Genomic DNA, 21,028 nt, shown 5'->3' with positions numbered 1-21,028 from the left:
ATCTTCGGCCCGATTCAAGTAACATTAACTACTTGAACGCAACGTCGGAGCCGCTTCGGCCCGATTCAAGTAGCATTAACTACTTGAATGCAACGTCGGAGCCGCTTCGGCCCGATTCAAGTAACTATTACTACTTGAATGCAGCGTCGGAGCCGCTTCGGCCCGATTCAAGTAACTTTTACTACTTGAATGCAGCGTCGCAGTCACCTTGGCTCGATTCAAGTAACTTGAACTACTTGAACTGATGCGTCGGAGCCGCTTCGGCTCGATTCAAGTAACTATTACTACTTGAATGCAGCGTCGGAGCCGCTTTGGCTCAATTCAAGTAACATTTACTACTTGAATACAGCGTCGGAGCCGCTTCGGCCCGATTCAAGTAACATTAACTACTTGAACGCAACGTCGGAGCCGCTTCGGCCCGATTCAAGTAGCATTAACTACTTGAATGCAACGTCGGAGCCGCTTCGGCCCGATTCAAGTAACTATTACTACTTGAATGCAGCGTCGGAGCCGCTTCGGCCCGATTCAAGTAACTTTTACTACTTGAATGCAGCGTCGCAGTCACCTTGGCTCGATTCAAGTAACATTTACTACTTAAATGCAACGTCGGAGCAGCTTTGGCTCGATTCAAGTAGCTTTTACTACTTGAATGCAGCGTCGCTCTTTTCTCAGTTTGCTTGTAGGAATGCACTCATTCTTTCGACGGCATACATTTGCGGAGGCACAGCAAGTAGTTATCCAACTAGTTCATTCAATCTAGTCCATTCAATCTAGTCCATTCAATCTAGTCCATTCAATCTAGTCCCTTCAATCTAGTCAAAAAGGCCAGCTTCTTCACGCCTGTACAGGTGCATGAGAAGCTGGCTGTTTGTTTTTGTGTCCGGGGGATACCTGTTGGCCTGAACCTTATCTAGACACTACTAGTCCATTTCCACCAGTAATGCTCCTAGTACTGCTCCTAGTACTGCTCCCAGCAATGCTCCTAGTACTGCTCCTAGCACTGCTCCTAGCACTGCTCCCAGCACTGCTCCCAGCACTGCTCCCAGCACTGCTCCCAGCACTGCTCCCAGCACTGCTCCCAGCACTGCTCCTAGCATTGCTCCTAGCACTGCTCCTATTACTGCTCCTACTAATTCCCCTCCTACTTCCCCTACTCCCAGCAAGCTCTACACAAACTTACTTACTACCCCCGTTCATCCGCTCCAAAAGCAGAGCCGCATCCACAACTCTCGCCCCAACGTCTCCGTGCAGCAGTTCACTGCCCCTGCGGCCGTGATAGTCCGAGCCTCCGGTAACTAACAGTTCATAACGCTCCGCCAGAGCTGCATAACTACGCTCTTGCTCCTCACTATGATCGGGGTGCAGGGCTTCGATTCCCTTCAACAAACCTCCTGCAGCTAGCCTCTCCACCAGCTCGTCCCGGCCGTACAACCCGGGATGGGCGAGCACCGGCACGCCGCCAGCTTCGGTGATCCAGGCAATGCCTTCCTCCGGTGTAATGCGCGGCTGACTCACATAGGCCGGAGCTCCCTCGCCAAGATAGCGGTCAAAAGCATCCCTAATGCTCGAAGCGGCGCCACTCGCTACGAGCGCCGCTGCGAAATGCGGACGTCCCAGACTTACAGGCGAGCCGCCTGCCGCAGATGCTGCGGCTTCGACCTCCTGCAGCGTCAGGCCAATTCCGAGCTCGCTCAGCTTATCCAGCAGCGCCTCATTACGGCGCTGCCGGACACTGCCCTGCAGGCGCAACCTTTCCTGCCACTCGAGATCCGCTTGATTCATTCCATAACCGAGCACATGAATATCCCGTCCTTCACTAGCCGTGCTGAGCTCAATGCCAGGAATAACGATAAGACCGAACTTTTTTGCCTCCTGAACTGCCGCTTGAACTCCTTCCATCGTATCGTGGTCTGTAATTGCAATCGCCGCAAGACCTCGCTCGGCCGCAATCCGTACCACTCCGGAAGGTTCATCAACTCCGTCGGAGGCGGTGGTGTGAAGATGCAGATCTGCCGGAATCAAAGCCATTGGTTCAAATCCCTCCCACGGAGGAAATTCAAGAACGACACAGCGGGAAGCGGGAGCAGCGTTGACTTTAAAAAGATCGAGTAGAACTCCCGGCTGAAGTCCGCATCCGTAATGCGTACCGTTTCCAGCAAACCGAGCGACAATTCATGCTTGATGGAAGAAGCGGAAACAAAGGACATGCCGACCCCCGCTTCAACCGCCGACTTAATTGCCCCAGTACTGCCAAGCTCCATGACGATCTGCAAATCAGAAGGATTAATCGACTTTAAAATCATTTGATCCTCCATCACCTGACGGGTGCCGGAACCTTCCTCACGAAGGACGAGTGGATAACCGATCGCCTCCTGCAGCTGCACTTCCCCCCGTCCGGCTAGCGGATGCCGCCGTCCAACGATCAGTTGGAGCTCATCGCTCAGTACGGGCTCAGTTTGAAGATCCGGGTGAGTGACAGGTGCTTCCACGAGTCCAAAATCAAGCTGATGGTTTTGAATATGATCTATGATCTGAGTTGTATTCATAACCTTCATGCGAATCGAAATATCCGAATGCTCTTTATTGAAAGGACCGAGCAGCCTCGGAAGGATATATTCACCAATGGTCAGACTTGCTCCGAGCTGCAGCCTCCCCTTGAGACCGCTTGCATATCGGCTCATCGCGGCATCTGTATCCCGGATCAACTCTATGCTTCGCTTGGCGTAAGGCATCAGGATGCTTCCCGCATCCGTCAGTTCGATCCGTTTGGTCGAGCGGAGCAGCAGCTTCGTGCCAAGGTAATCCTCAAGCGATTGTACCTGCATCGTTACGGCAGGCTGCGTCATATGCAGTGCTTGAGCTGCGGCCGAGAAGCTGCCTTTTTCGGCAACGGTGTGAAATATATGCAGCTGATGAAAGTTAAGTGCCACCGCATTCGCCTCCTCTTTTGCGACCATTATACCGTAAATCCCAGCAATAAGGCATTCAGTATAAACAGGTCTTAAAAAACAATTAAACAAGCCTGGCGATGGGGGATCGCAGACTTGTTCTCCTATTTAAATCCATTATTTTGACAACAATTGCATTTGGCATCCATTATTTTCTCTTTCGACTGTTTTTTATGAGTGTCATCCTTCTAGAATGTCGAAGCCATGAATAGTAGGACTTTAAGTCCCTTAATTCGATCGTTTCCGACATACGTCCTAGAAAAGTGACGACAATCATCTTATGCAGCGGGATGCCGGATAGATCAAAATCCTTCTCCGAATCTGTGAATTCAGCCACAAATACCAAGTCGTCGTCGATGAGGTAAACGTCCTCCTCATTCCGATAGTACGACTCGATGCGCCCCTGCTTGAGGCATTGCCAAACATAGTCCGCAATATCCTCATAGCCGGTTTTCTGGCTCTCCACCCGGTCTGTCCAGCGCTCTCTGGCGTGGTTGGTGATGATAATATCAGCAACCCGTTTATCTCCCAGCTGCACATGAAACGTCTCGTAGGTACTCCAGCGCTCCGTCGTTCGATCCTTCACCTTGTCCACTCCTCCTTGGGAAGCAGGCCTTTATATCTATATATGAATTAGGTTTATTCTACCATGACTATTTCCAATTTCAAATATAAAATAAGGTCTCCCCATTATTGTAACATTTTGGATTATGATGAACGAAGAAAAAAGCCTTCTCTTTCCATATAGGAAAGTCGAAGGCTTGCGGAAGAATCGATAGACGGTCTTACATGCTGTAAAAGCGGGTCTTGTCCTCAGATTCCTTCGTGTACTCCGTCTTGATCTCGCTCCGAAGCGATCTCTCGATCTTCTTGACGTAAGGAAGTCGCTGAATGTTGCGGAGCGTTTCCTCCTCACGTTCAACATCTAGATAAATAACAGCGTAATGGAGTCGGCGGGAAACAAAATGCACATTCCCGTACTTCTCCAGGTTGCGTGCCGCCTTGATATCATTCACCCAAACAATATGTCCCTTGCGCTGTTCCGGAAACATGTTTACTCTCACCCGCCCTGAATAATGTAAAAAGGCCTGAGCTGCCGGCAATCTTAGCCGCAGCCACCGCTTCCGCAACCACAAGAACCACCGCTCCCGCAGCCACCAGTCGGTAACGGATTATTGCTCGGCACCTTGATTGTTTCGGACACCGACTCCGCAATCATCAAGGAAACTTCATAAAGGAGAGTGTCCAGCTCTGCCTCTGTCTCCTTGTAGCGCCGGATGCTCTCTACCTCAGACATCTCGTCCTCTACCTTCTTGATTGCATCCTTAGCGGCGTTATAGTCCGGATGGAAGCGCCCGAATCGCTGGCATTCATCGAATAGTTCCTTCGCCTTGGCGTAGACCACCTTCAGCCGAAGAGCCTCCGGATCATTTTCCGCGCGGTCCTTCCAATATAAGTAATCGGCTACGAGCGCCGACTGATTGATCGAGTCGCCAAGTTCATAGGCGCAGAGCACCAATGGCGCCATGTCTAGCGGGGCGGGCTCCAACGTTTGAAGCTCCTGCATCCGCAATCACTCCTTTCCGCAGCAACTGCCGCTTACAGCATATCATAGCATACACGCAGGGCGAACGGATAGAACGAAGTCTCGCTTTAAATGGCAGAATTCGGCTGCCTCATTGGGGCACTATCAGCCTAATCGGCTCCGAATAAGCAGAATTGAGCTCACCGGGAATACGGTCATCTGTTAACTCGCAACGGTAAAATCCCGACGCCGACCACCGAGCCCCCTCTTCGCGGTGCAACTCGGTAGGTACGAACAGCTTGCGTAACTCACCAGTGCCCAGCTCAACTGGCAGGCCCAGATTGACGGCACTTTCAATCAGCTGGCGAGAGGTGGAGCCGTGATAACTCCTTGCCGAGCCGGTCCATGCCGCTGGAAGTTTGCCAAGCTCAGCAGCTCCCTCTTCAAGTGGGGAAATAGGCGCGGCAGACGACAATAGCTCCAGCCCGAACGGGTCGACGGCTTGGCTTTTGGCCACCCTTAACACACTGCGGCCTGCAGCCGCCCCGGAATGGGCAAGTTCAGTCGTTGGAGACTCAAGTTTGTGACAGGCGGACCAGAATCGATCTCTTTTCGCCTCGGCGGCAGCAAGGATAATGGGTGGATGCTTCTGTGAAGTAAACAAGCCGCTCTCCGCCTCGCAGCTTTCCTCGACATGAGCGCCTGTCGTCGCAACTGGCAGCCACTCCTCCAGCGCAGCACTCACAGCAGCTGGCAGCTTACAGCCGCAAGCCTGCTCCAGCAGCTCGCGGACAATACTGCCTGATCCCTGGACAAGGCCAAGTCTGGCCAACGATCTGGCGGTCAAGCGATAAGAAGTGAGCTCGCGTAGCTCTCCTCTTTCGGCAATCAGTTCAAGCAGCCATAACGAGCGATACGCCGACCATGATCCGGCCCATATTTCCCCATCCGCTTGGAGCAAGAGCGGCTCCTCTTCATCTATGATTTCAATGGTCTCTTCAATAGATGGGGCAGCTGCGATCTTCTCAGCCTGTTCAGCAGCTCGAGTAACTGCGTTCTTCTCAGCTTCTTCACCAGCCTCAGCAGCTCCGATCTCCCAAGCCTCCTCTATCGCTTCGCCAGGCTTGACGGCTCCAGTGGCTCCACCAGCTTCGGTTGAAGCAGGTTCGTCATGTCCGAGCAACAGTTGGAAAACTCGGTTCCCCTCACTATCCTCGCCAAATTCACCCCAGCCGCAGACCCTCAACAACTCCAGCCACCTTTGAATCGTTACCTGCTCGGTAGTACCGCTACGCTCTTGGACAGCCGACTCAAGCGCTTCCAGGCTGTACCAGCAATCTGGCTGCATCAAAGCTGAGACGGATGCACAGGCCGCCTCCGAAGGTCCCTTGCACAATGCCCTTCCCGTCAGCCAGCGCAGCAGCCCCCGCTCGCGCTTCAGCAAAGGAAGCTCGATCCAAGCAACAAGCTGTGGCCAATCGAGCTGCCAGCCGCCTGTTGCCTCTCCCAAAAGCCCTTCACTCGCCATCCAGTCGAGCGTGATCGCCGTCGCCGGTGGATAATCTATCGTCCAGGCCGGGGCAATCCACAACAGTTGCAACCCTTCCTCCGGCAGCCGGAGCTCTGTTTCCAACTCGATGGCCATTTTGCGCCGCAGTTGTCCTTTAACAGTCAGCTGCGGGCCGCTTCGGGCGAGCTGAGCCATTATTCCCAGCAGGACACGCGACAACAGCCTTGAGCTGCTGCCCCCCGTTAACTGCCGAATACCAGGATCATCCGCTGGTGAAGCATCCAGCGTTGCAGGAAATACAGCATCCAGCCATGCTCGATAGCTAGAAGTAGGCAAATGGACCCTCTTTTCGCCCCAGAAGCGGGTGCGCAGCTCGACGGCTCCAGCACGCCATAACTCGACCAGCGCCAGCTCTGTTTCCAGTCTGGACCAAGCTCCGCTGTCCGTGGCCATCTCCAGCAGCCGCCGTTCCTCCGCACCACCAAGCCCAAAGCCATGCAGCAGCGTGCGCAACAAATAAAGCCCCGCCGAAGACAGCCTGACGCCGCTTCCCGGCCCACTTGGAACAGAGCTGCGACCTTTGACGACCGGCTCAGCACTCCATGTTTCCTGCCCTTGAACTGGCAAATGAACAGAGCTCCGTCCTTTACCGATCGGCTCGACAATCGATGTTTCCTGCTCCTGAGTCGGCAACGGAACAGGAGCTGGACGACTACGTTCCCATGGACGGCCTGTGCTCATGCCCCTTCCTCCTTGCCTCGTTCAAAGCCAGCCGCTTCGGCCTGCTCATACTGATAACCCTGTTCAACCATGAACAGCTGCCGTTTAAGGGCAAACTCCGTCTCTTTTGTCCCGGACGTCACCACCGTATAAAAAAATGCGGTATTGTCGCCCGGCTTCGGTCGCAGCAACCTGCCAATCCGCTGGGCTTCCTCCTGACGGGAGCCAAAAGTTCCGGATACCTGCACCGCGAGCGACGCCGACGGCAGATCAACCGCGAAATTAGCCACACGCGATACAACAAGCAGCGTCAGCTCACCGCTGTTAAAACGGCGAAACAGCTCCTCGCGCTCTTCGGCAGGCGTACTGCCGCATAACACCGGAGCTTCAAGCTCCGCTCCCAGAGAGCGGAGCTGATCCAGATAATGACCGATTACAAGCGCCTGCCTGCCAGGATGTCGATCGAGCACATCTCTAACCGCCTCCGCTTTGGCCGGGTTCTCAGCCGCCAGTCGCAGCCTCGTTTTCAAATCCGCCCCCTCATACGCTTCAACAACAGAGTCGCAAAGTGGAACCCTCAGTTCCAGGCAGCTCACACTGGCGATCCACCCTTGACGCTCAAGATCTCTCCAAGGAAGCTCGTATAGCTTGGGCCCGATTAGCGAGAACACATCCTCCGCACGCCCATCTTCCCTCACAAGCGTAGCAGTAAGCCCTAAGCGGCGCGTCGCTTGGAGGTCAGCCGTAAGACGAAAAACAGGGGCGGGCAGCAAATGTACCTCATCATAGATGATCAAACCCCAGTCCCGGCTGTTGAACAATCCCATATGGTCACCTGCATTATTTTTTCGAGCATTAACTTTGCCCTGGGCCAAAATCTGATAGGAAGCGATCGTAACCGGTCTAATCTGCTTCAAGTCCCCTGTGTATTCGCCGATGTCGCTCTCACTAATCGTCGTTTTGTCCAGCAACTCTCGCTTCCATTGCCGTACCGATGTCGAACCGGAGGTCAGTACAAGAGCGGCGCAGCCAAGCCGGGCGAGCGCGGCCGCACCAACAAGGGTTTTCCCGGCTCCGCAAGGCAGCACAATTACCCCGCTTCCACCTTGGCCCCCCTGCCTGCAAAAGCGTTCCACAGCTTCCTGCTGATAATCGCGAAGCCGGAAAGGACGGCCGCCCTTTAGTTCTGTCCGAAGCTCTACGCTCAGCATTTCTCCTTCTCTGTATCCCGCCTTGTCCAGCACCGGCATGCCTAAACGAACCAACTCACGCTTTAGCTCGCCGCGCCGATCAGCCGGCACAGACCAGCCTCGGTTATTCTGTATTGCGCCAAGCGAAAGCAGCCAGTCATGCGGCAGCTCCGCCACTCGACGCTCGTCTCCGGCCAGCAGCAGGCCGCCGCCATCTCCTTGCAACAGCTCCAAACCGCCGCAGCGTTCCATCCACTGTTGCAATCGTTCAACCGCTTCCGCAGGCAGGGCATAACGCCCGTTCTGGCGAAGCACTTGTAACATGTCTTCAGCCGACATTCCAAGCGAAGCCGCATTCCATACGGACAGCGGACTGATCCTATATAGATGCATCGTACCGGGGCGCTTCACTAGCTCTGCAAAGCGACTCAGCTCTACCCTCGCCTCCTCAGCCGCCGGATGAGCATCATCTAGCAGCACAGTGCCGTCTGCTTGGACGATAAGCGGACCGTTTTTTCGTTTCAGCATATGGCTGCCCTCCTGAAGAATGGTGATTTCTTTCAGTATGGGGCAGTCTTGGTATCTTTTATCCCTTCACGACTGCCATCGGCATGGTTAAGCCTATTCTATGCCACTAATCAAACCGTGCTGTCACAAGGTAATAAAAGATAAAAAAGAAACCGGACCGCTTGGGTCCAGTTTCTTTTAACTAGAGGGGATTTCTCCGCTCGGATTTAACATCTCTTAGCCAGCGGTGGATTCATCTCCTTGAGTCCTGCATCTCTTACTCAGAAGCAGATACATCCGCCCGAACCGCATCCCAGCATGAGGCAATAGCGGCACTAATCATTTCGGAGGTCAGTTCGTAATTGCAATGCAGGTTGGCTTTGAGCATGTATACGAAGGAGCCGTGATGCATCTGAACCATCAGTCTCGGGTCCATCGGCTTGAACAGCTTTTGCTCGATTGCCTCCACATACAAACGGTTCATCGGCTCGCACCAGCCTCCCCCATAAACGGCTTCTTTGACATCATCGCGGATATAGGGAGAAAACGTATACTGTTCGATGAATTGAAAGCCTTCGGGATGGTTTCGACTAAGCTCGATCACCCTCCCCCACGCCAGCTCAAACTTCTCGCGGATGGTACGGCCTCGGGAAAAAGCTTCTGAAACATACTCTCCGTTGAATGCTACGATGGCGCGGTACAGCTCGTTGACGATGTCTTCCTTACTTTTAAAATAATGATAAATGTTCCCTGTCGAGACTTGCGACTCTTTGGCAATGAGTGCCATCGAAGTCGCTTGCAGCTCCTTACGAATGATGATGCGCAGAGTCGTTTCCAGCACTGCCTGCTGCGCCTTATTGTAAGCTTCAAACATTCCGGCTCCTCCTTCCCCTTGGAATAGAACGATCATTCTATCCTATGTTTCATTCGCTTGTATGTCAAGTATACATGCCTTGCGCCCGACAGGCACTGCATTCATTCGGTTTACCCGGGCGATCCTTCGATGGCGGAAATCAGATAATATCAAATGCGCTCCCACACCCTGCGAGCAACCCCCAACATCTATAGCGCTCGAGTATGTACAATAGCTCCATGCCGACTTGCGGCATGGAGCTATTGGGATGCACCAGTCCAACTTATTCAGCTCCCTAATGGTAAAGCGCCGATCCATTCGGGGACTCGGAAATTTCGCCGAGCGCTTCTCCGGCTTCTTGGCGATAGCGGCCGTTAACGGCCAGATCGCCGATTGACAGCACACCTGCCAATTTCCCGTCACCGTCCACAACGGCCAGCCGCCTTATTTGGCGAGAGGCCATCAGCTCGGCCGCCTCCTCTGCATCAACGTCGGGGCTGACCGTTATCGGGTCCGCCGTCATCACCTCGCGCACCGCCGTCGAACCGGGATGTTTGGCTCCATAACCACGTAGAACAAGATCGCGGTCCGTCACCACTCCGATCAGCTTGTCTCCCTCAACGATAGGAACAAAGCCGATTCCGTGCTCCTTCATCAATACCGCTAGTTCATATACATTGTCTTTCAGTGTTGCGGTGTAACAAGTGCGAGTCATTAAATCTCCTACACTTCTGGACAATTTCTCCGCATCCTTTCCTGAATCGGCCTCGGCTGTACATCGCTACCACTCGGTCGCGGCATGACATGCATGACATACTGCCTATAGAATGCACCGATTGGGCGGTCTCATTCGGACCAGTGGGATACGAAGCGCTCCGCGCAGCCAATGAGCAGCAGCGCCGATTGATGCATGGAGCTCTCATCCAGATCGAATCTCGGGTGATGATGGGGATAAATGGCGTCCAGCTCGGGATTGCCGGCTCCTACGAACAGGAAACATCCCGGAATTCGCTCCAAATAATAGGCAAAATCCTCACCGGCCGTAATAAGCTCCGACTCACCAACCGCTTCCGGACCGAATAGGTCTACGGCGGCACACCGACATCGCTCGGCTTCTGCGGCATCGTTGATGACCGGCGGATAACCTTCCCGATAATTCAACCTGCCCTCCGTCCCGAATCCGGCACAGATGCTCCGCACAAGCTCCTCGATTCGGCTGCGCACACGATCCCGAACACGAAGGTCGAAGGAACGGACCGTTCCCTTGAGCCGACAATGCCCGGCGATAATGTTGCTCGCCTCTCCAGCCTGAAATGATCCTATCGTAAGCACAGCTGTATCCAGCGGGCTTACATTGCGACTGACGACGGTGTGCAAGGCTTGTACGAGAGCTGAGCCTGCTACAATCGCATCCGCAGTATCCTGCGGCATTCCCCCATGCCCGCCCCTGCCGATAATATCGATGGTGAATTCATCCACTCCAGCCATGAAGGCGCCTCCGCGTATGCTCACTTGACCGGCCGGTACCGGACTCCATAGATGCACGCCATAAATGGCATCGACCCCGTCCAGCGCGCCGTCTTTAATCATCGGCAGCGCTCCACCTGGCGTGAGCTCCTCTGCGGGCTGGAACAGCAAGCGGCGGGTGCCTTTGAACCCCCCTTGGAGCGACTGGTAGTAAGCCGCGATGCCAAGCAGAGAAGCCGTATGAGCATCATGGCCGCAAGCATGCATAACTCCTGGTATCGTGGATCGGTACTCCGATTCCTTTTCCTCCTGGATTGGCAATGCGTCCATATCCGCGCGCAGCGCGATGACCGGTCCTGGCTCAGAGCCCTTCAGCTCGACCACGACGCCATGTCCTCCTACCCCTGTGCGGACATCGACACAGCCGAGTTCCACCAGCTTGCTTAAGATCCAGCTCGATGTTTCCTTTTCTTGAAAGCTGAGCTCGGGATGGCGGTGCAGATGGCGACGATTCGCGACCATACTTGGCATCAGGCGGTCCATCGTCAGCATGGCCTCCATGCGGGTTTGCTTGTCCACTATGATCTCCTCCTTGCCTCTTACGGAGTAGTGTACCAGAAGCGCAGGGAGGCTAGATAGACGATTAGCAAAAAAAGCCCGAACCTCAAGAGTGCTCCCGCAGCCCCGCCTGACAGCCCGCAGTGAGCCTTCCCTAGGGTTTGCAGGCCTTGCGCTGGCCTTGGAAACATACTAATATGAAAGTGTGTATAGTCTTTGCCAAGCTGCTGAGGAGGATATTCATGATTATTGAAAACACCGGCCTTGACGGAATGAAGAGCGATCTGGCTCATCTCGATGGGAGTGCGGAGAGCCTCGGATTCGTCCGCTGGCAGTGGGAATATTACCGCGCTACATATGACTTGAAATTTGTCGACAACAGCACGGGCCAAGAGTACTTCCTGCGCATGAATGCTCGCGCCGTTGAAGGCAAGCTGGAAAACCCCGCCGCGGTGCTCGCGATTGAGCATGTGTACATTGGCCGTGCAACCTTCCCTCACGGGTTGGATTATGAATCCGCTGTTCCGCAGCCGATCCTGAGCGCTGCGAAGCAAAAGCTTGCCGAGCTGAAACAAAAGCTCGCTGACTAAGGTGATGGTATGAAATGAAAGCACAACCGGAACGCCGCCGCGGCAGACCGGACTTTCTGCTCCTCATCCTGACGCTGGTACTGGTCGGCTTCGGACTTGTAATGGTCTTCAGCTCCAGTTCCAGCATCGCTGAGGTTAGCAGCGAGTACGATAACGATCCGCTGCATTTTTTCAAGAAACAGCTTATGTTCGCTGTAATCGGCACGGGGTTGATGCTCTTTCTGATGAACTTTCGCTACCAGTTCTTCAAGAAGGGTTTCATCCTCTTTTTCTTTCCTGTCATGGTGTTGCTCCTGCTTGTCCCGTTCATCGGAAAAGAATTAAACGGTGCCCGCAGCTGGCTTGATATCGGACCACTCGGCATCCAGCCGACCGAATTCGCTAAGGTTGCCCTGATCCTGTATCTTGGATCGCTTATCGCCAAGAAAGGCGATAAATTCCGCAGCTTCAAAAAAGGGCTCATCCCGGTTATTGTTATCGTTGCAGTTGTGTGCGGTATGATCATGCTGCAGCCCGATTTGGGCTCCACTCTCGTCATCTGCATCTGTGCGATGATGATGATTTTTGCAGGCGGCGCCAATCTCCGGCAGTTGGTTGCAGCCAGCTTTTTCGGCACCATTGCAATTTCTTTCGTTGTGGCAATCAGCTATTTAGTAGATAGCACGAGCTGGGCGTACCGGATTAACCGTTTTACGAGCTTCCGGGATCCGCTTGCAGATGCACTTGGAGACGGTTTGCAGGTCGCTCGCTCACTCATGGCGCTAGGCCATGGAGGTTTCAACGGAGCCGGGCTCGGCCAAAGCATCCAGAAAGTGCAGTACTTGCCCTTTCCCTACAATGACTTCATTTTTGCGATTATCGGTGAAGAGCTCGGATTCATCGGCAGCGCACTCTTCATAATCGTATTTCTACTGTTCCTGTGGCGCGGCCTTCTCGTTGCCCTTCGCTGCCCCGATGTATACGGCACCGTCGTTGGAGCCGGCATCGTTTCTCTTCTGGCTGTACAGGCTTTCGTCAATATTGGTGGCGTAACCGGAGCGATTCCGCTTACCGGCGTTACGTTGCCATTCATCAGTTATGGCGGTTCCTCGCTGCTCTCCTCGATGATTGCTATGGGCGTAATGCTAAGCATATCGCGCGAAGCGAACCGCGAGACAACCGTGCCGGAGAGACATACATCCAAAACATCCACTACACCTCGACAGCTACTGCCCTGAAGCTCTGACAGCCCGCAACCTTCTGTAATGAAGGATGCGGGCTTTTTTGTGTCCACTAATCGAACGAAAAAGCCTGCTCCCAATCGAATGGGAGCAGGCCGCAATGTCATATTTTATTTGATAAGCCGTGCGCTATTGGGCGCCGATTCCTCAGCCGAGTCCTCGCGGAAGAGAACACCGTCTACTTTAACATTGACCTCCACTACATTAAGCCCCGTCATATTCTCGACTGCTTCGCGTACACTTAGCTGCAGTTGACGACATACTTCCTGAATTGGAATCCCATATTGGACGATGACCCGCAGATCGATAGCCGCTTCTAGCTGGCCGACTTCAACCGTCACGCCCTTTTGGGCATTTTTCCCGCTCAGCCGTTTGGCAAGACCTTCAGAAATACCGCCTGACATGGCAGCAATCCCCGGTGTCTCCAGTGCCGCAAGTCCTGCAATCGTTGCAACAACGTCGTCCGAAATCCGAATCATACCTGTTTCAAGATCTTCCGCCACAACGCTCAACCCCTTCGAGTAGAACCACTTTAATCCATTGTAATGGATGCGATCTCGTAAATGCAAGATAGCCGCTTGCGTTCCTTTATATAAGCTGGACTTAGAAATGTAAGGGCTAAACTCGCTGCGCGAATTAACCCTTCTACCACTTCCATCAAAGTGGCGGTTTTGTCCACCACGTTTACTTTAGTAGTAAGAATGGTTATATTAAGATACATATTTTGCCTATCAAAGCCAATTTTAAAAAGAGGTGCATGACTCTTGAACCGACGACAACTATTTTATGCTGGGCTGATTGCCTCATTTGCATTGAGCGCTCTCGCGCATTACCTTCACTGGAATCAGATGTTCCTATTCGCTGTCTCCGCGATCTCAGTCGTGTTTGTAGCCGGGTTTCTAGGCCAAGCGACCGAATCCGTTGCGCACTATGCCGGCCAGCGTCTGGGTGGCTTCCTCAATGCCACATTCGGCAATGCCGCCGAATTGATTATCGCCATTTTCCTGGTCAAGGCGGGATCATTCGAGACGGTCAAAGCGAGCCTTACTGGCTCGATCATCGGCAACCTGCTGCTGGTGCTTGGGCTTAGTATTTTTCTCGGCGGCCTCAAATTCAAAGAACAGCGCTACAATGTGCAGCTGGCCAACCACAACTCAACCTTGATGATACTAGCCATCGTTGCCCTGTTTATCCCTGCAACCTTTGTTTCGGCCGAGCATTTTACGTTCAGGAAAGATCAGATTCTTAGTATTACGGTTGCGATCATTCTCATCGTCAGCTACTTACTCTGGCTCGTATTCTCCATGATCACGCATAAAGATATGCTCTCGGATATGGAAGATAAGGCAGAAGCCCAAGCCGGTGAGCATCACGAGGAGCCGCTCTGGACTCTCAAACGTTCCGTGCTGTACCTCGTGCTTGCCACTGTCATGGTTGCTTTTGTCAGCGAGTGGCTGGTCGGAACACTGCATAGCGTATCTGCTCGTTTTGGCCTCTCTGAGCTGTTTATCGGCGCCTTTGTCGTCGCCATCGTCGGCAACGCAGCCGAACACAGTGCCGCCATCATGCTAGCCATGAAAAACAAAATAGGCGCAGCTGTTGAGATAGCGGTAGGCTCAAGCTTGCAAATTGCTCTTTTCGTCGCACCAGTGCTCGTCCTGATCAGTGGTTTCTTCGGTCCAACGATGGATATCGTATTCACGCCGATTGAGCTGGCCGCAATTGCCGTATCGGTGTTTATCGCCAAGGCTGTTGCCAGCGACGGACGCACCAACTGGTACGAGGGCTTTCTGCTGATTATGGTCTATATCATTTTAGGCTTTGCGTTTTTCCTTGTGTAAGTGGTTAGTAGCAGAACAAAGAGGCGGCACCGATTGCGGTGCCGCCTCTTTGTTCTGCCGTATCCTATAGGAGCTGGTTTTTTTGGTCCAGCGCTTCATACAATTGAGCCAGATTGCGCTCCAGGCGGCTCATGATCGCCTTGCCCGCAGCTTCCTCAATCAATCCTGCCCGAACAGCAAAGTCAACCTCTCGGGAAAAGCCATACATCTGGGTATCGAGAACCTCTTCGTAGAGAGGGCACTTGCGGGTCGCAAGATTTTCCATCTGCACTTCAATTAGTTTCTCAATCTTGTTAGCGTCATCCTGCAGCAGTTGAACCGCCTTCTGATGCAGATGGACCAGAACTTCCGGTGAAGACATAGTTTCCCCCCCTGTGCGGATGTCTCGCCGTATACCATCATAACTTTACACCGTAATACCTTTAATATTAGACGATTCCAGGTCAATACACAAGGACAAACAAAGAAGGCGCCTCCCCCCGTCCAACGGGGAGAGACGCCCTTCGCGGCTTATTCGCCGATAATGGTAATGTTGAGGTTATGCTTCTTGAAAACCTCTGCAAGCGCCTGCTTCGCTTCTTCGCTGTCCGAACCGTGGACATGAAGCTCATAAGAATGGCCGCCGACCAACGTGGTGAACAGGCCCAGGATACTCTTGACGTCGATGTACTTGCTGTCTGCCTGAAGCACGATCGACGAGCGGAACCTGCTGGCAACTTGGGAAATTTCTACGATAGCCGCATTGTTGGACATAGGTATTCCTCCCTGTTAAAAAACATAAGAAAACGTTTCCTCCATCATACTCTGAAACGATCTCCCGTTCAAGATGAACAGGTAAATATTAACCAAAAGAGCACAATTAGAATCAGCCCTTCACAGCTTATTTCAAGCCCTCTGGATTCAGCCCTTCCAGCTCCGGCAGAACGAATAGGCCATCCTTGCGAATCAGTACGTCGTCAAAGTAAACTTCTCCGCCGCCATATTCCGGACGCTGAATGAGGACGAGATCCCAGTGTACAGCGGAGCGATTGCCATTGTCTGCTTCCTCGTAGGCTTGGCCAGGAGTAAAGTGCAAGGAACCGGCAATTTTCTCATCGAACAACGTGTCGTTCATAGGGTGCAGGATGTAAGGATTGAAGCCGAGGCTGAATTCCCCGATATAACGTGCGCCTTCATCCGTATCGAGAATTTCATTGATTCGCTTCTCATCGCTGCTGGTTGCCTTGACGATGCGGCCATTTTCGAACGTGAAGGAGATATTATCAAAAGTGACCCCCGAATTCACACTCGAAGTATTGTACGTAATCGTGCCTTGAACGGAATCGCGGATTGGAGCCGTGTATAACTCACCATCCGGAATATTGCGCTCGCCAGCGCATTTGACGGAACCTATTCCCTTGATGGAGAAGCTGAGATCCGTGCCTGGACCCGTAATTCGAACTTTATCCGTCCGGTCCATAAGCTGCTTAAGCGGTGTCATCGCCTCTTCCATTCGGCTGTAATCCAGGTTACATACATTAAAGTAGAAATCCTCAAATGCTTCTGTGCTCATTTTGGCCAGCTGAGCCATGGACGCACTCGGGTAACGCAGCACAACCCATTTAGTTTGTTTAACGCGAATTTCAGAGTGAACCGGATGGGAATACAGCTGTTGATAAAGCTTCATTTTCTCTTCCGGTACATCCGACAGCTCGTTCACGTTTTCTCCCGAGCGGATCGCTATGTAACCTTGCATTTGCTTCATTCGGGCCTGATCAAGATTCGACCAGAGCTCGATCTGCTCCTTGCTGGCGTGGAGTAGCAGAGATCGCAACACGGAGCGGTCGCTTGTCTCGACAAAAGGATGCCCGCCGGCGCGCGCCACCTCTTCGACGAGGCATTTGGCTAGCTCTCTTTCGGGCCCGATCATATCAATCAGAATATTCTCGCCGGGCTTTACGCGCACGGAGTGGCGAACCAGATTAGCGGCTAATGTTTGCAGGCGTGGATCACGCATGAATGCAGCTCCTCTCGGACTGGAGTAATTTTTCCACGTTCATCCTATCATGAGTTTTCCCGCTTCTGCACGGCCCTGCGGCAATGTATTAGCGGAAAGACTGAAATTGAAACATAATCCGGCGGTTTTCCTCTGTTTGTTTGCCTTCTGCCCGATAAGCCAGCTTGGAAGTTTCTTTCAGAGAAATTGGAACCAAACGTTTTCGGTCAACGAGAAGCTCATAACTTGCCTGTGCGGCGAGGCTATTCATTCGATCGCTCCAAACGCGCTCCCCTTGCTCTAACTCTTTGCCCCAGCGGCCCTTAATCTCACGCTTCTTACTCGCATCCAAACGGCTCCAGCCGCTGCTCTGCTCCGGCTGCAGTGATCGCACGCTCTGCCACTGTCCGTCCAGCCGCTCCCGCCATATCCGAGTTGCCTCCTTTGCGTCAGGAGTGATGACGAGGCAAGCCGTCCCGGCATCGGAACGCGAAGCGTCAAGCTTCACCTCTGATTTAGCCTTCAACAGCCCATCCAGAAGAGCAGATGGGTTGTAGTTGTCGTCGCCAAGGCTGTCTCCGACTGCTGAAAGCAAGCGCGGACCGCCCGTCTGCTTGAGCTGCAGCCCATTATGCCTTTGCACAACGCCGTCAAAAGCTGTATTCATCTGTACCTTCCCCGCTTGCTCCATGCTGTTCGATTCGGCCTTGAAATGATATACCTCCCTGGCGGACAATCCAGACACCGTCAAGCTGAACAATTCCTCTGGTGAGCGACCGGAGCTACCGACAGAACAGCCATATAGAAGAAGCACCTGCAGGGAGAAAATCACGGCAAACGAACGTATGATTGCAACCATTTTCGCAGCTCCTTTAGCTTTTTGTATAGATTGTCCTTCCGTGCCTGACATTTATGCGGAGCGGATGCGGCAAAAGCGGTTTTCCCCGTTTACCAGGCTTACCAGGTTTACCTCGTTTACCTTGACATCGAATACTAGAATCCTTTAATATTAGTTGTTGAATATAGGCCAAAGGTTTTGTGACACCCTCATGGGTGCTGCAGCTGGGGGGACAGCGGCTGAACTCTCCCTTCAGGTCATGGCTCGTCCATGTTCATGCAGTACTCGGCGAAACGTTGGACCCTTTTCAAACATTCCATTTGAAGAAGGAGCTACACCCAATATGTCACGTTATACAGGTCCCAAGTTTAAACTTAGCCGTCGTCTCGGAATTTCCCTGAGCGGCACTGGCAAAGAACTCGCAAAACGCGCTTTCCCTCCAGGTCAGCACGGCCAAGCGAGCCAACGCAAAAAAGTTAGCGGCTACGGTCTGCAATTGGCTGAGAAGCAAAAACTCCGCCACATGTACGGTGTTAACGAGAAGCAATTCCGTAACCTGTTCAACAAAGCTTCCAAAATCAAAGGTATTTCCGGCGAGAACTTCATGTTCCTGCTTGAGAGCCGTCTTGACAACCTTGTTTACCGTCTTGCATTCGCCAACTCCCGTGCAGGCGCTCGTCAGCTGGTTGCCCATGGCCATATCACGGTCAATGGCAAAAAAGTCGACATCGCGTCCTACCAAGTACAGCTTGGCGATGTAATCGGCCTGCGTGAGCGCAGCCGTTCCCTGAAGCTCGTTAAGGAAGCGATCGAAGGTCGCCATCACCTGCCGAGCTACGTGGAATTCAACGAGCAAGCTATGGAAGGCAAGTTCATTCGCCTGCCTGAGCGTAGCGAGCTGAGCTCCGACATCGACGAAAAACAAATCGTCGAGTTCTACAGCCGTTAAGATTTTTCTTGCGACTGTGGTACACAACAAAAGCAGCTGTTGTCCTTCGGGACTCCAGCTGTTTTTGTTTTATGTGGATTGGTTTTGCTGCAAAAAGAGCCGCCTGCGTTTCAGCGAAAAGGCTGAATGCAAGCGGCTCTTTAAATCGTATAAGGATTAGATCGCGCCAGGCTCAGGCTTTGGCTTGTCGATTACCTCAGCTGCAGCGGCGCTAAGCGCCGCAGGAAGGCTAATCTCAGCTGCCCGTCCTTTGTTGGACGGCTCGACCTGGACGGTTGCTGAAGCCTTTTTGGAGGTCAAACTCCGCATCAGCTCGTTGACGTCGATGCCGGCTACGCTTTTCAGCATCTCGGGAGCAGTAGCCATCAATTCCGTCACATAGTTGGAAAGCTTCGCCGCTCCAGCTCCGTTACCGGTATCTACAACTGTCAGCTTATCGATAGCGCGGATCGGATCAGCTATTTTGCCGGCCAGTTCAGGCAGCATTTTGACGATAATGTCCAGTACCGCCGCCTCGCCAAACTTCTCAAATGCCTGCGCCAGCTTCTCCTTCGCTTCAGCCTCGGCCAAGCCGCGAAGCCGGATAACCTCGGCCTCAGCAGTACCTCTAGCACGCGCAGCATCGGCAAGCGCCTGACCTTCAAGGCGTTTCTGCTCCGCCATCGCATGAGCCTCCGCTTCAATGCGGTATTTCATCGCATCAGCTGCACGAAGTTGCTTTTCTTTCTCGGCTTCAGCCGCTTGCACGACAGAGTAGCGATCCGCGTCAGCTTTTTTCTTCACCTCGGAATCGTACTGCTTCTCGCGGCGCAGAATCTCCTTCGTTTCCAAGTCGATCTCCCGTTCCTTGCGGACGATCTCAACCTGCATCTGCTCCTCAACAACCTTCTGCTTAATACGCGCTTCCTGGATTGCATAAGCCTGATCGGCTTCGGCCTTGGCCGTATCCTGTACCTGCTTGAAGGCAGCAACCTTAAGCTGGTTCTCCTTGGACGCTTCTGCGATATTCGTATCGCGCAGCAGCTCCGCCTTCTGCCCTTCCTCCTCGGCCATAGCCTTCTGGATTCGGGCGTCTCTTACCGCTTGCGCCTCGGCGATCTCCGCATCCCGCTTCACAGCGGCGATACGCGGTTTACCAAGTGCGTCGAGATAACCATGTTTGTCGCGCAGATCCTTAATGGTAAAGGAAACGATCTGCAGCCCCATCTTTTTCAAGTCCCTGGCAGCCACCGACTGAACCTCTTGCGCAAAACGGTCCCGATTACGGTAAACCTCTTCCACCGTCATCGAGCCGAGAATCGCTCGCAGATGGCCTTCGAGAACTTCTTGCGCCTCACTTTTCAGGGCTTCCACCGGTTTACCCATGAACTGCTCTGCTGCCGTTGCTACATCCTCGATCGAGCCGCCGATTTTGATGATCGCCACGCCGTCTGCCATAACTGGAACGCCCTGCTCCGTATAGACCTCAGGAGTAGATACGTCAAGCTTCATGGACAGCAGCGAGAGGAACTCCGCCCGTTGAAATATCGGCAGAATGAATGCGCCGCCACCACGCACGATTTTGATTCGGCGACCGGAGTCATCCGATGCGACATTACTTGAACCAAGATAAGTACCCGTAACAATCATCGCCTCATCCGGGCTGACCGTTTTGTAACGCGCCCAAAAAGCGAGACCCAATACGATGAAAACTCCAACAACAATAACAGGAATAATAAGATAGTCCGGCATTACATTTCCCCTCTTTCATCCATAGTTGCGACCGCAAGCACATCCAACTTTACCTCGACAACAACGACACGACTGCCTGTAGGAATATCCTTACCTTCAAAGCTTTCCGCCGTATGGTTCGTGACGCCCGCTCCAATTCGGATCAGCACTTCGCCACATCCTTGCGCGGGAATGGAGGTAATCACCTCTCCGATCGCTCCTCCCAGCTCCTGCATGGAGTAGCCTGAAGTAGCTTCGGTGTTACGCATTGGCCTCACATAGAGGAAAAATACAAACATCGAGCCAGCAGCCGCGATCAACAGCGCCAGCAAGACGGTGGCCCCCTCATCAAGCGTAGCGTACCTCTCCAATAGGAGCCCCGCTCCTCCGAAGGTCGTTATGCCTCCAGCAATGGCAGCCGGCTGGAAGATACCAGGTCCATCCACGGACAGAAAATCAAGTGCCCCATCCAGGAACGAACCGAGAATATCTCCCAGCACAACGCTGACGAATGCGAAGAGGATGCCAAAGGCGAGACAAGATATATACAGCGTCTCCAATTACACACCCCCATTTTTGGAAGCGATTGTAATCGCTCGTTGTCTATACGCACTAACTGGGGAAATG

At 53.1% G+C, this 21,028-nt stretch carries 24 protein-coding genes; 6 read left to right on the top strand and 18 right to left on the bottom strand.

Annotated elements, in window-relative coordinates; genetic code table 11:
* Positions 1 to 245, top strand: a 245-nt coding sequence (locus tag CGZ75_RS25060; protein WP_176444666.1) for a hypothetical protein, incomplete at its 5' end; no start/stop codon positions are given.
* A 43-nt stretch (positions 246 to 288) separates the two neighbouring features.
* Positions 289 to 774, top strand: coding sequence for a hypothetical protein (locus CGZ75_RS24380; RefSeq protein WP_141136657.1), 486 nt, complete (start codon positions 289 to 291; stop codon positions 772 to 774).
* 146 nt (positions 775 to 920) lie between these two features.
* Here CGZ75_RS24380 and CGZ75_RS25055 read toward each other — a convergent pair whose 3' ends face one another.
* The 11 genes from CGZ75_RS25055 to CGZ75_RS03680 form a co-directional block, all read right to left on the bottom strand.
* Positions 921 to 1,097 carry a glycine zipper family protein gene (locus CGZ75_RS25055; protein WP_176444665.1) on the bottom strand — a complete coding sequence of 59 codons (177 nt, stop codon included), beginning with the start codon at positions 1,095 to 1,097 and terminating at the stop codon, positions 921 to 923.
* 79 nt (positions 1,098 to 1,176) lie between these two features.
* Positions 1,177 to 2,028 (bottom strand): PHP domain-containing protein, encoded by an 852-nt coding sequence (locus tag CGZ75_RS03725; RefSeq protein ID WP_089522931.1) that lies wholly within the window; start codon positions 2,026 to 2,028, stop codon positions 1,177 to 1,179.
* Positions 2,019 to 2,930, bottom strand: a complete 912-nt coding sequence (locus CGZ75_RS03720; protein WP_089522930.1) for a selenium metabolism-associated LysR family transcriptional regulator — start codon at positions 2,928 to 2,930, stop codon at positions 2,019 to 2,021. The genes CGZ75_RS03725 and CGZ75_RS03720 overlap by 10 nt, the downstream gene beginning before the upstream one ends.
* Positions 2,931 to 3,096: 166 nt before the next feature.
* A complete protein-coding gene (locus CGZ75_RS03715) occupies positions 3,097 to 3,534 on the bottom strand; it encodes a hypothetical protein (RefSeq protein WP_089522929.1) in 438 nt (145 codons plus the stop codon).
* 199 nt (positions 3,535 to 3,733) lie between these two features.
* Complete coding sequence (locus tag CGZ75_RS03710) at positions 3,734 to 4,000, bottom strand: YlbG family protein (protein WP_089522928.1); 267 nt, start codon at positions 3,998 to 4,000, stop codon at positions 3,734 to 3,736.
* Between the two features lie 53 nt (positions 4,001 to 4,053).
* Positions 4,054 to 4,515, bottom strand: coding sequence for a YlbF/YmcA family competence regulator (locus CGZ75_RS03705; RefSeq protein WP_089522927.1), 462 nt, complete (start codon positions 4,513 to 4,515; stop codon positions 4,054 to 4,056).
* Positions 4,516 to 4,624: 109 nt separating this feature from the next.
* Positions 4,625 to 6,724, bottom strand: coding sequence for a hypothetical protein (locus CGZ75_RS03700; protein WP_089522926.1), 2,100 nt, complete (start codon positions 6,722 to 6,724; stop codon positions 4,625 to 4,627).
* Complete coding sequence (locus CGZ75_RS03695; RefSeq protein ID WP_089522925.1) at positions 6,721 to 8,421, bottom strand: DNA repair helicase XPB; 1,701 nt, start codon at positions 8,419 to 8,421, stop codon at positions 6,721 to 6,723. Before CGZ75_RS03695 ends, CGZ75_RS03700 begins: the two co-directional genes overlap by 4 nt.
* Before the next feature lie 256 nt (positions 8,422 to 8,677).
* Entirely contained in the window at positions 8,678 to 9,274 is a 597-nt protein-coding gene (locus CGZ75_RS03690) for a TetR/AcrR family transcriptional regulator (protein WP_089522924.1), read from the bottom strand.
* Positions 9,275 to 9,548: 274 nt separating this feature from the next.
* Positions 9,549 to 9,992, bottom strand: coding sequence for a CBS domain-containing protein (locus CGZ75_RS03685; protein ID WP_245850688.1), 444 nt, complete (start codon positions 9,990 to 9,992; stop codon positions 9,549 to 9,551).
* A 107-nt stretch (positions 9,993 to 10,099) separates the two neighbouring features.
* Positions 10,100 to 11,299: an amidohydrolase gene (locus tag CGZ75_RS03680; RefSeq protein ID WP_342745641.1), complete on the bottom strand. Its 1,200-nt coding sequence runs from the start codon at positions 11,297 to 11,299 to the stop codon at positions 10,100 to 10,102.
* A 221-nt stretch (positions 11,300 to 11,520) separates the two neighbouring features.
* Between CGZ75_RS03680 and CGZ75_RS03675 the strand changes: the two genes are divergently transcribed.
* Together CGZ75_RS03675 and ftsW are read left to right on the top strand one after the other, a co-directional pair.
* A complete protein-coding gene (locus tag CGZ75_RS03675) occupies positions 11,521 to 11,868 on the top strand; it encodes a YugN family protein (protein ID WP_089522922.1) in 348 nt (115 codons plus the stop codon).
* A gap of 14 nt (positions 11,869 to 11,882) precedes the next feature.
* Entirely contained in the window at positions 11,883 to 13,085 is a 1,203-nt protein-coding gene (gene ftsW / locus CGZ75_RS03670; RefSeq protein ID WP_089522921.1) for a putative lipid II flippase FtsW, read from the top strand.
* 113 nt (positions 13,086 to 13,198) lie between these two features.
* On the opposite strand, the gene CGZ75_RS03665 is transcribed toward ftsW, so the two are convergent.
* Positions 13,199 to 13,591 (bottom strand): Asp23/Gls24 family envelope stress response protein, encoded by a 393-nt coding sequence (locus CGZ75_RS03665; protein WP_089522920.1) that lies wholly within the window; start codon positions 13,589 to 13,591, stop codon positions 13,199 to 13,201.
* Positions 13,592 to 13,852: 261 nt separating this feature from the next.
* On the opposite strand from CGZ75_RS03665, the gene cax reads away from it, so the two are divergent.
* Positions 13,853 to 14,929, top strand: a complete 1,077-nt coding sequence (gene cax / locus CGZ75_RS03660) for a calcium/proton exchanger (RefSeq protein ID WP_089522919.1) — start codon at positions 13,853 to 13,855, stop codon at positions 14,927 to 14,929.
* Positions 14,930 to 14,993: 64 nt separating this feature from the next.
* On the opposite strand, the gene CGZ75_RS03655 is transcribed toward cax, so the two are convergent.
* The 4 genes from CGZ75_RS03655 to CGZ75_RS03640 form a co-directional block, all read right to left on the bottom strand.
* Positions 14,994 to 15,290: an Fpa/YlaN family protein gene (locus CGZ75_RS03655; RefSeq protein WP_089522918.1), complete on the bottom strand. Its 297-nt coding sequence runs from the start codon at positions 15,288 to 15,290 to the stop codon at positions 14,994 to 14,996.
* Positions 15,291 to 15,439: 149 nt separating this feature from the next.
* Positions 15,440 to 15,682 carry an HPr family phosphocarrier protein gene (locus CGZ75_RS03650; RefSeq protein WP_089522917.1) on the bottom strand — a complete coding sequence of 81 codons (243 nt, stop codon included), beginning with the start codon at positions 15,680 to 15,682 and terminating at the stop codon, positions 15,440 to 15,442.
* A 127-nt stretch (positions 15,683 to 15,809) separates the two neighbouring features.
* A complete protein-coding gene (locus tag CGZ75_RS03645; RefSeq protein ID WP_089522916.1) occupies positions 15,810 to 16,925 on the bottom strand; it encodes an aminopeptidase in 1,116 nt (371 codons plus the stop codon).
* A gap of 88 nt (positions 16,926 to 17,013) precedes the next feature.
* On the bottom strand, positions 17,014 to 17,763 hold the full coding sequence (locus tag CGZ75_RS03640) for a hypothetical protein (RefSeq protein WP_089522915.1): 750 nt from the start codon (positions 17,761 to 17,763) through the stop codon (positions 17,014 to 17,016).
* Between the two features lie 322 nt (positions 17,764 to 18,085).
* Between CGZ75_RS03640 and rpsD the strand changes: the two genes are divergently transcribed.
* Positions 18,086 to 18,691: a 30S ribosomal protein S4 gene (rpsD, locus tag CGZ75_RS03635; protein ID WP_089522914.1), complete on the top strand. Its 606-nt coding sequence runs from the start codon at positions 18,086 to 18,088 to the stop codon at positions 18,689 to 18,691.
* 156 nt (positions 18,692 to 18,847) lie between these two features.
* Here rpsD and CGZ75_RS03630 read toward each other — a convergent pair whose 3' ends face one another.
* Positions 18,848 to 20,422: a flotillin lipid rafts scaffold protein FloT gene (locus CGZ75_RS03630; RefSeq protein WP_089522913.1), complete on the bottom strand. Its 1,575-nt coding sequence runs from the start codon at positions 20,420 to 20,422 to the stop codon at positions 18,848 to 18,850.
* Complete coding sequence (locus tag CGZ75_RS03625) at positions 20,422 to 20,961, bottom strand: NfeD family membrane protein (RefSeq protein ID WP_089522912.1); 540 nt, start codon at positions 20,959 to 20,961, stop codon at positions 20,422 to 20,424. Before CGZ75_RS03625 ends, CGZ75_RS03630 begins: the two co-directional genes overlap by 1 nt.
* Between the last annotated feature and the right edge of the window lie 67 nt (positions 20,962 to 21,028).

The organism is Paenibacillus herberti (assembly GCF_002233675.1).
Lineage (GTDB): Bacteria > Bacillota > Bacilli > Paenibacillales > Paenibacillaceae > Paenibacillus_O > Paenibacillus_O herberti.
The sequence above is the reverse complement of the archived record's forward strand: the minus strand, read 5'-3'. Positions and strand labels throughout refer to the sequence as shown.

Coding starts and splice junctions, on each gene's coding strand:
- CGZ75_RS25055 (WP_176444665.1), bottom strand. CDS start 1,097: ATGCTAGGAGCAGTGCTGGGAGCAGTGCTGGGAGCAGTGCTGGGAGCA.
- CGZ75_RS03725 (WP_089522931.1), bottom strand. CDS start 2,028: ATGGCTTTGATTCCGGCAGATCTGCATCTTCACACCACCGCCTCCGAC.
- CGZ75_RS03710 (WP_089522928.1), bottom strand. CDS start 4,000: ATGTTTCCGGAACAGCGCAAGGGACATATTGTTTGGGTGAATGATATC.
- CGZ75_RS03705 (WP_089522927.1), bottom strand. CDS start 4,515: ATGCAGGAGCTTCAAACGTTGGAGCCCGCCCCGCTAGACATGGCGCCA.
- CGZ75_RS03700 (WP_089522926.1), bottom strand. CDS start 6,724: ATGAGCACAGGCCGTCCATGGGAACGTAGTCGTCCAGCTCCTGTTCCG.
- CGZ75_RS03695 (WP_089522925.1), bottom strand. CDS start 8,421: ATGCTGAAACGAAAAAACGGTCCGCTTATCGTCCAAGCAGACGGCACT.
- CGZ75_RS03690 (WP_089522924.1), bottom strand. CDS start 9,274: ATGTTTGAAGCTTACAATAAGGCGCAGCAGGCAGTGCTGGAAACGACT.
- CGZ75_RS03675 (WP_089522922.1), top strand. CDS start 11,521: ATGATTATTGAAAACACCGGCCTTGACGGAATGAAGAGCGATCTGGCT.
- ftsW (WP_089522921.1), top strand. CDS start 11,883: ATGAAAGCACAACCGGAACGCCGCCGCGGCAGACCGGACTTTCTGCTC.
- CGZ75_RS03655 (WP_089522918.1), bottom strand. CDS start 15,290: ATGTCTTCACCGGAAGTTCTGGTCCATCTGCATCAGAAGGCGGTTCAA.
- CGZ75_RS03650 (WP_089522917.1), bottom strand. CDS start 15,682: ATGTCCAACAATGCGGCTATCGTAGAAATTTCCCAAGTTGCCAGCAGG.
- CGZ75_RS03645 (WP_089522916.1), bottom strand. CDS start 16,925: ATGCGTGATCCACGCCTGCAAACATTAGCCGCTAATCTGGTTCGCCAC.
- CGZ75_RS03640 (WP_089522915.1), bottom strand. CDS start 17,763: ATGGTTGCAATCATACGTTCGTTTGCCGTGATTTTCTCCCTGCAGGTG.
- rpsD (WP_089522914.1), top strand. CDS start 18,086: ATGTCACGTTATACAGGTCCCAAGTTTAAACTTAGCCGTCGTCTCGGA.
- CGZ75_RS03630 (WP_089522913.1), bottom strand. CDS start 20,422: ATGCCGGACTATCTTATTATTCCTGTTATTGTTGTTGGAGTTTTCATC.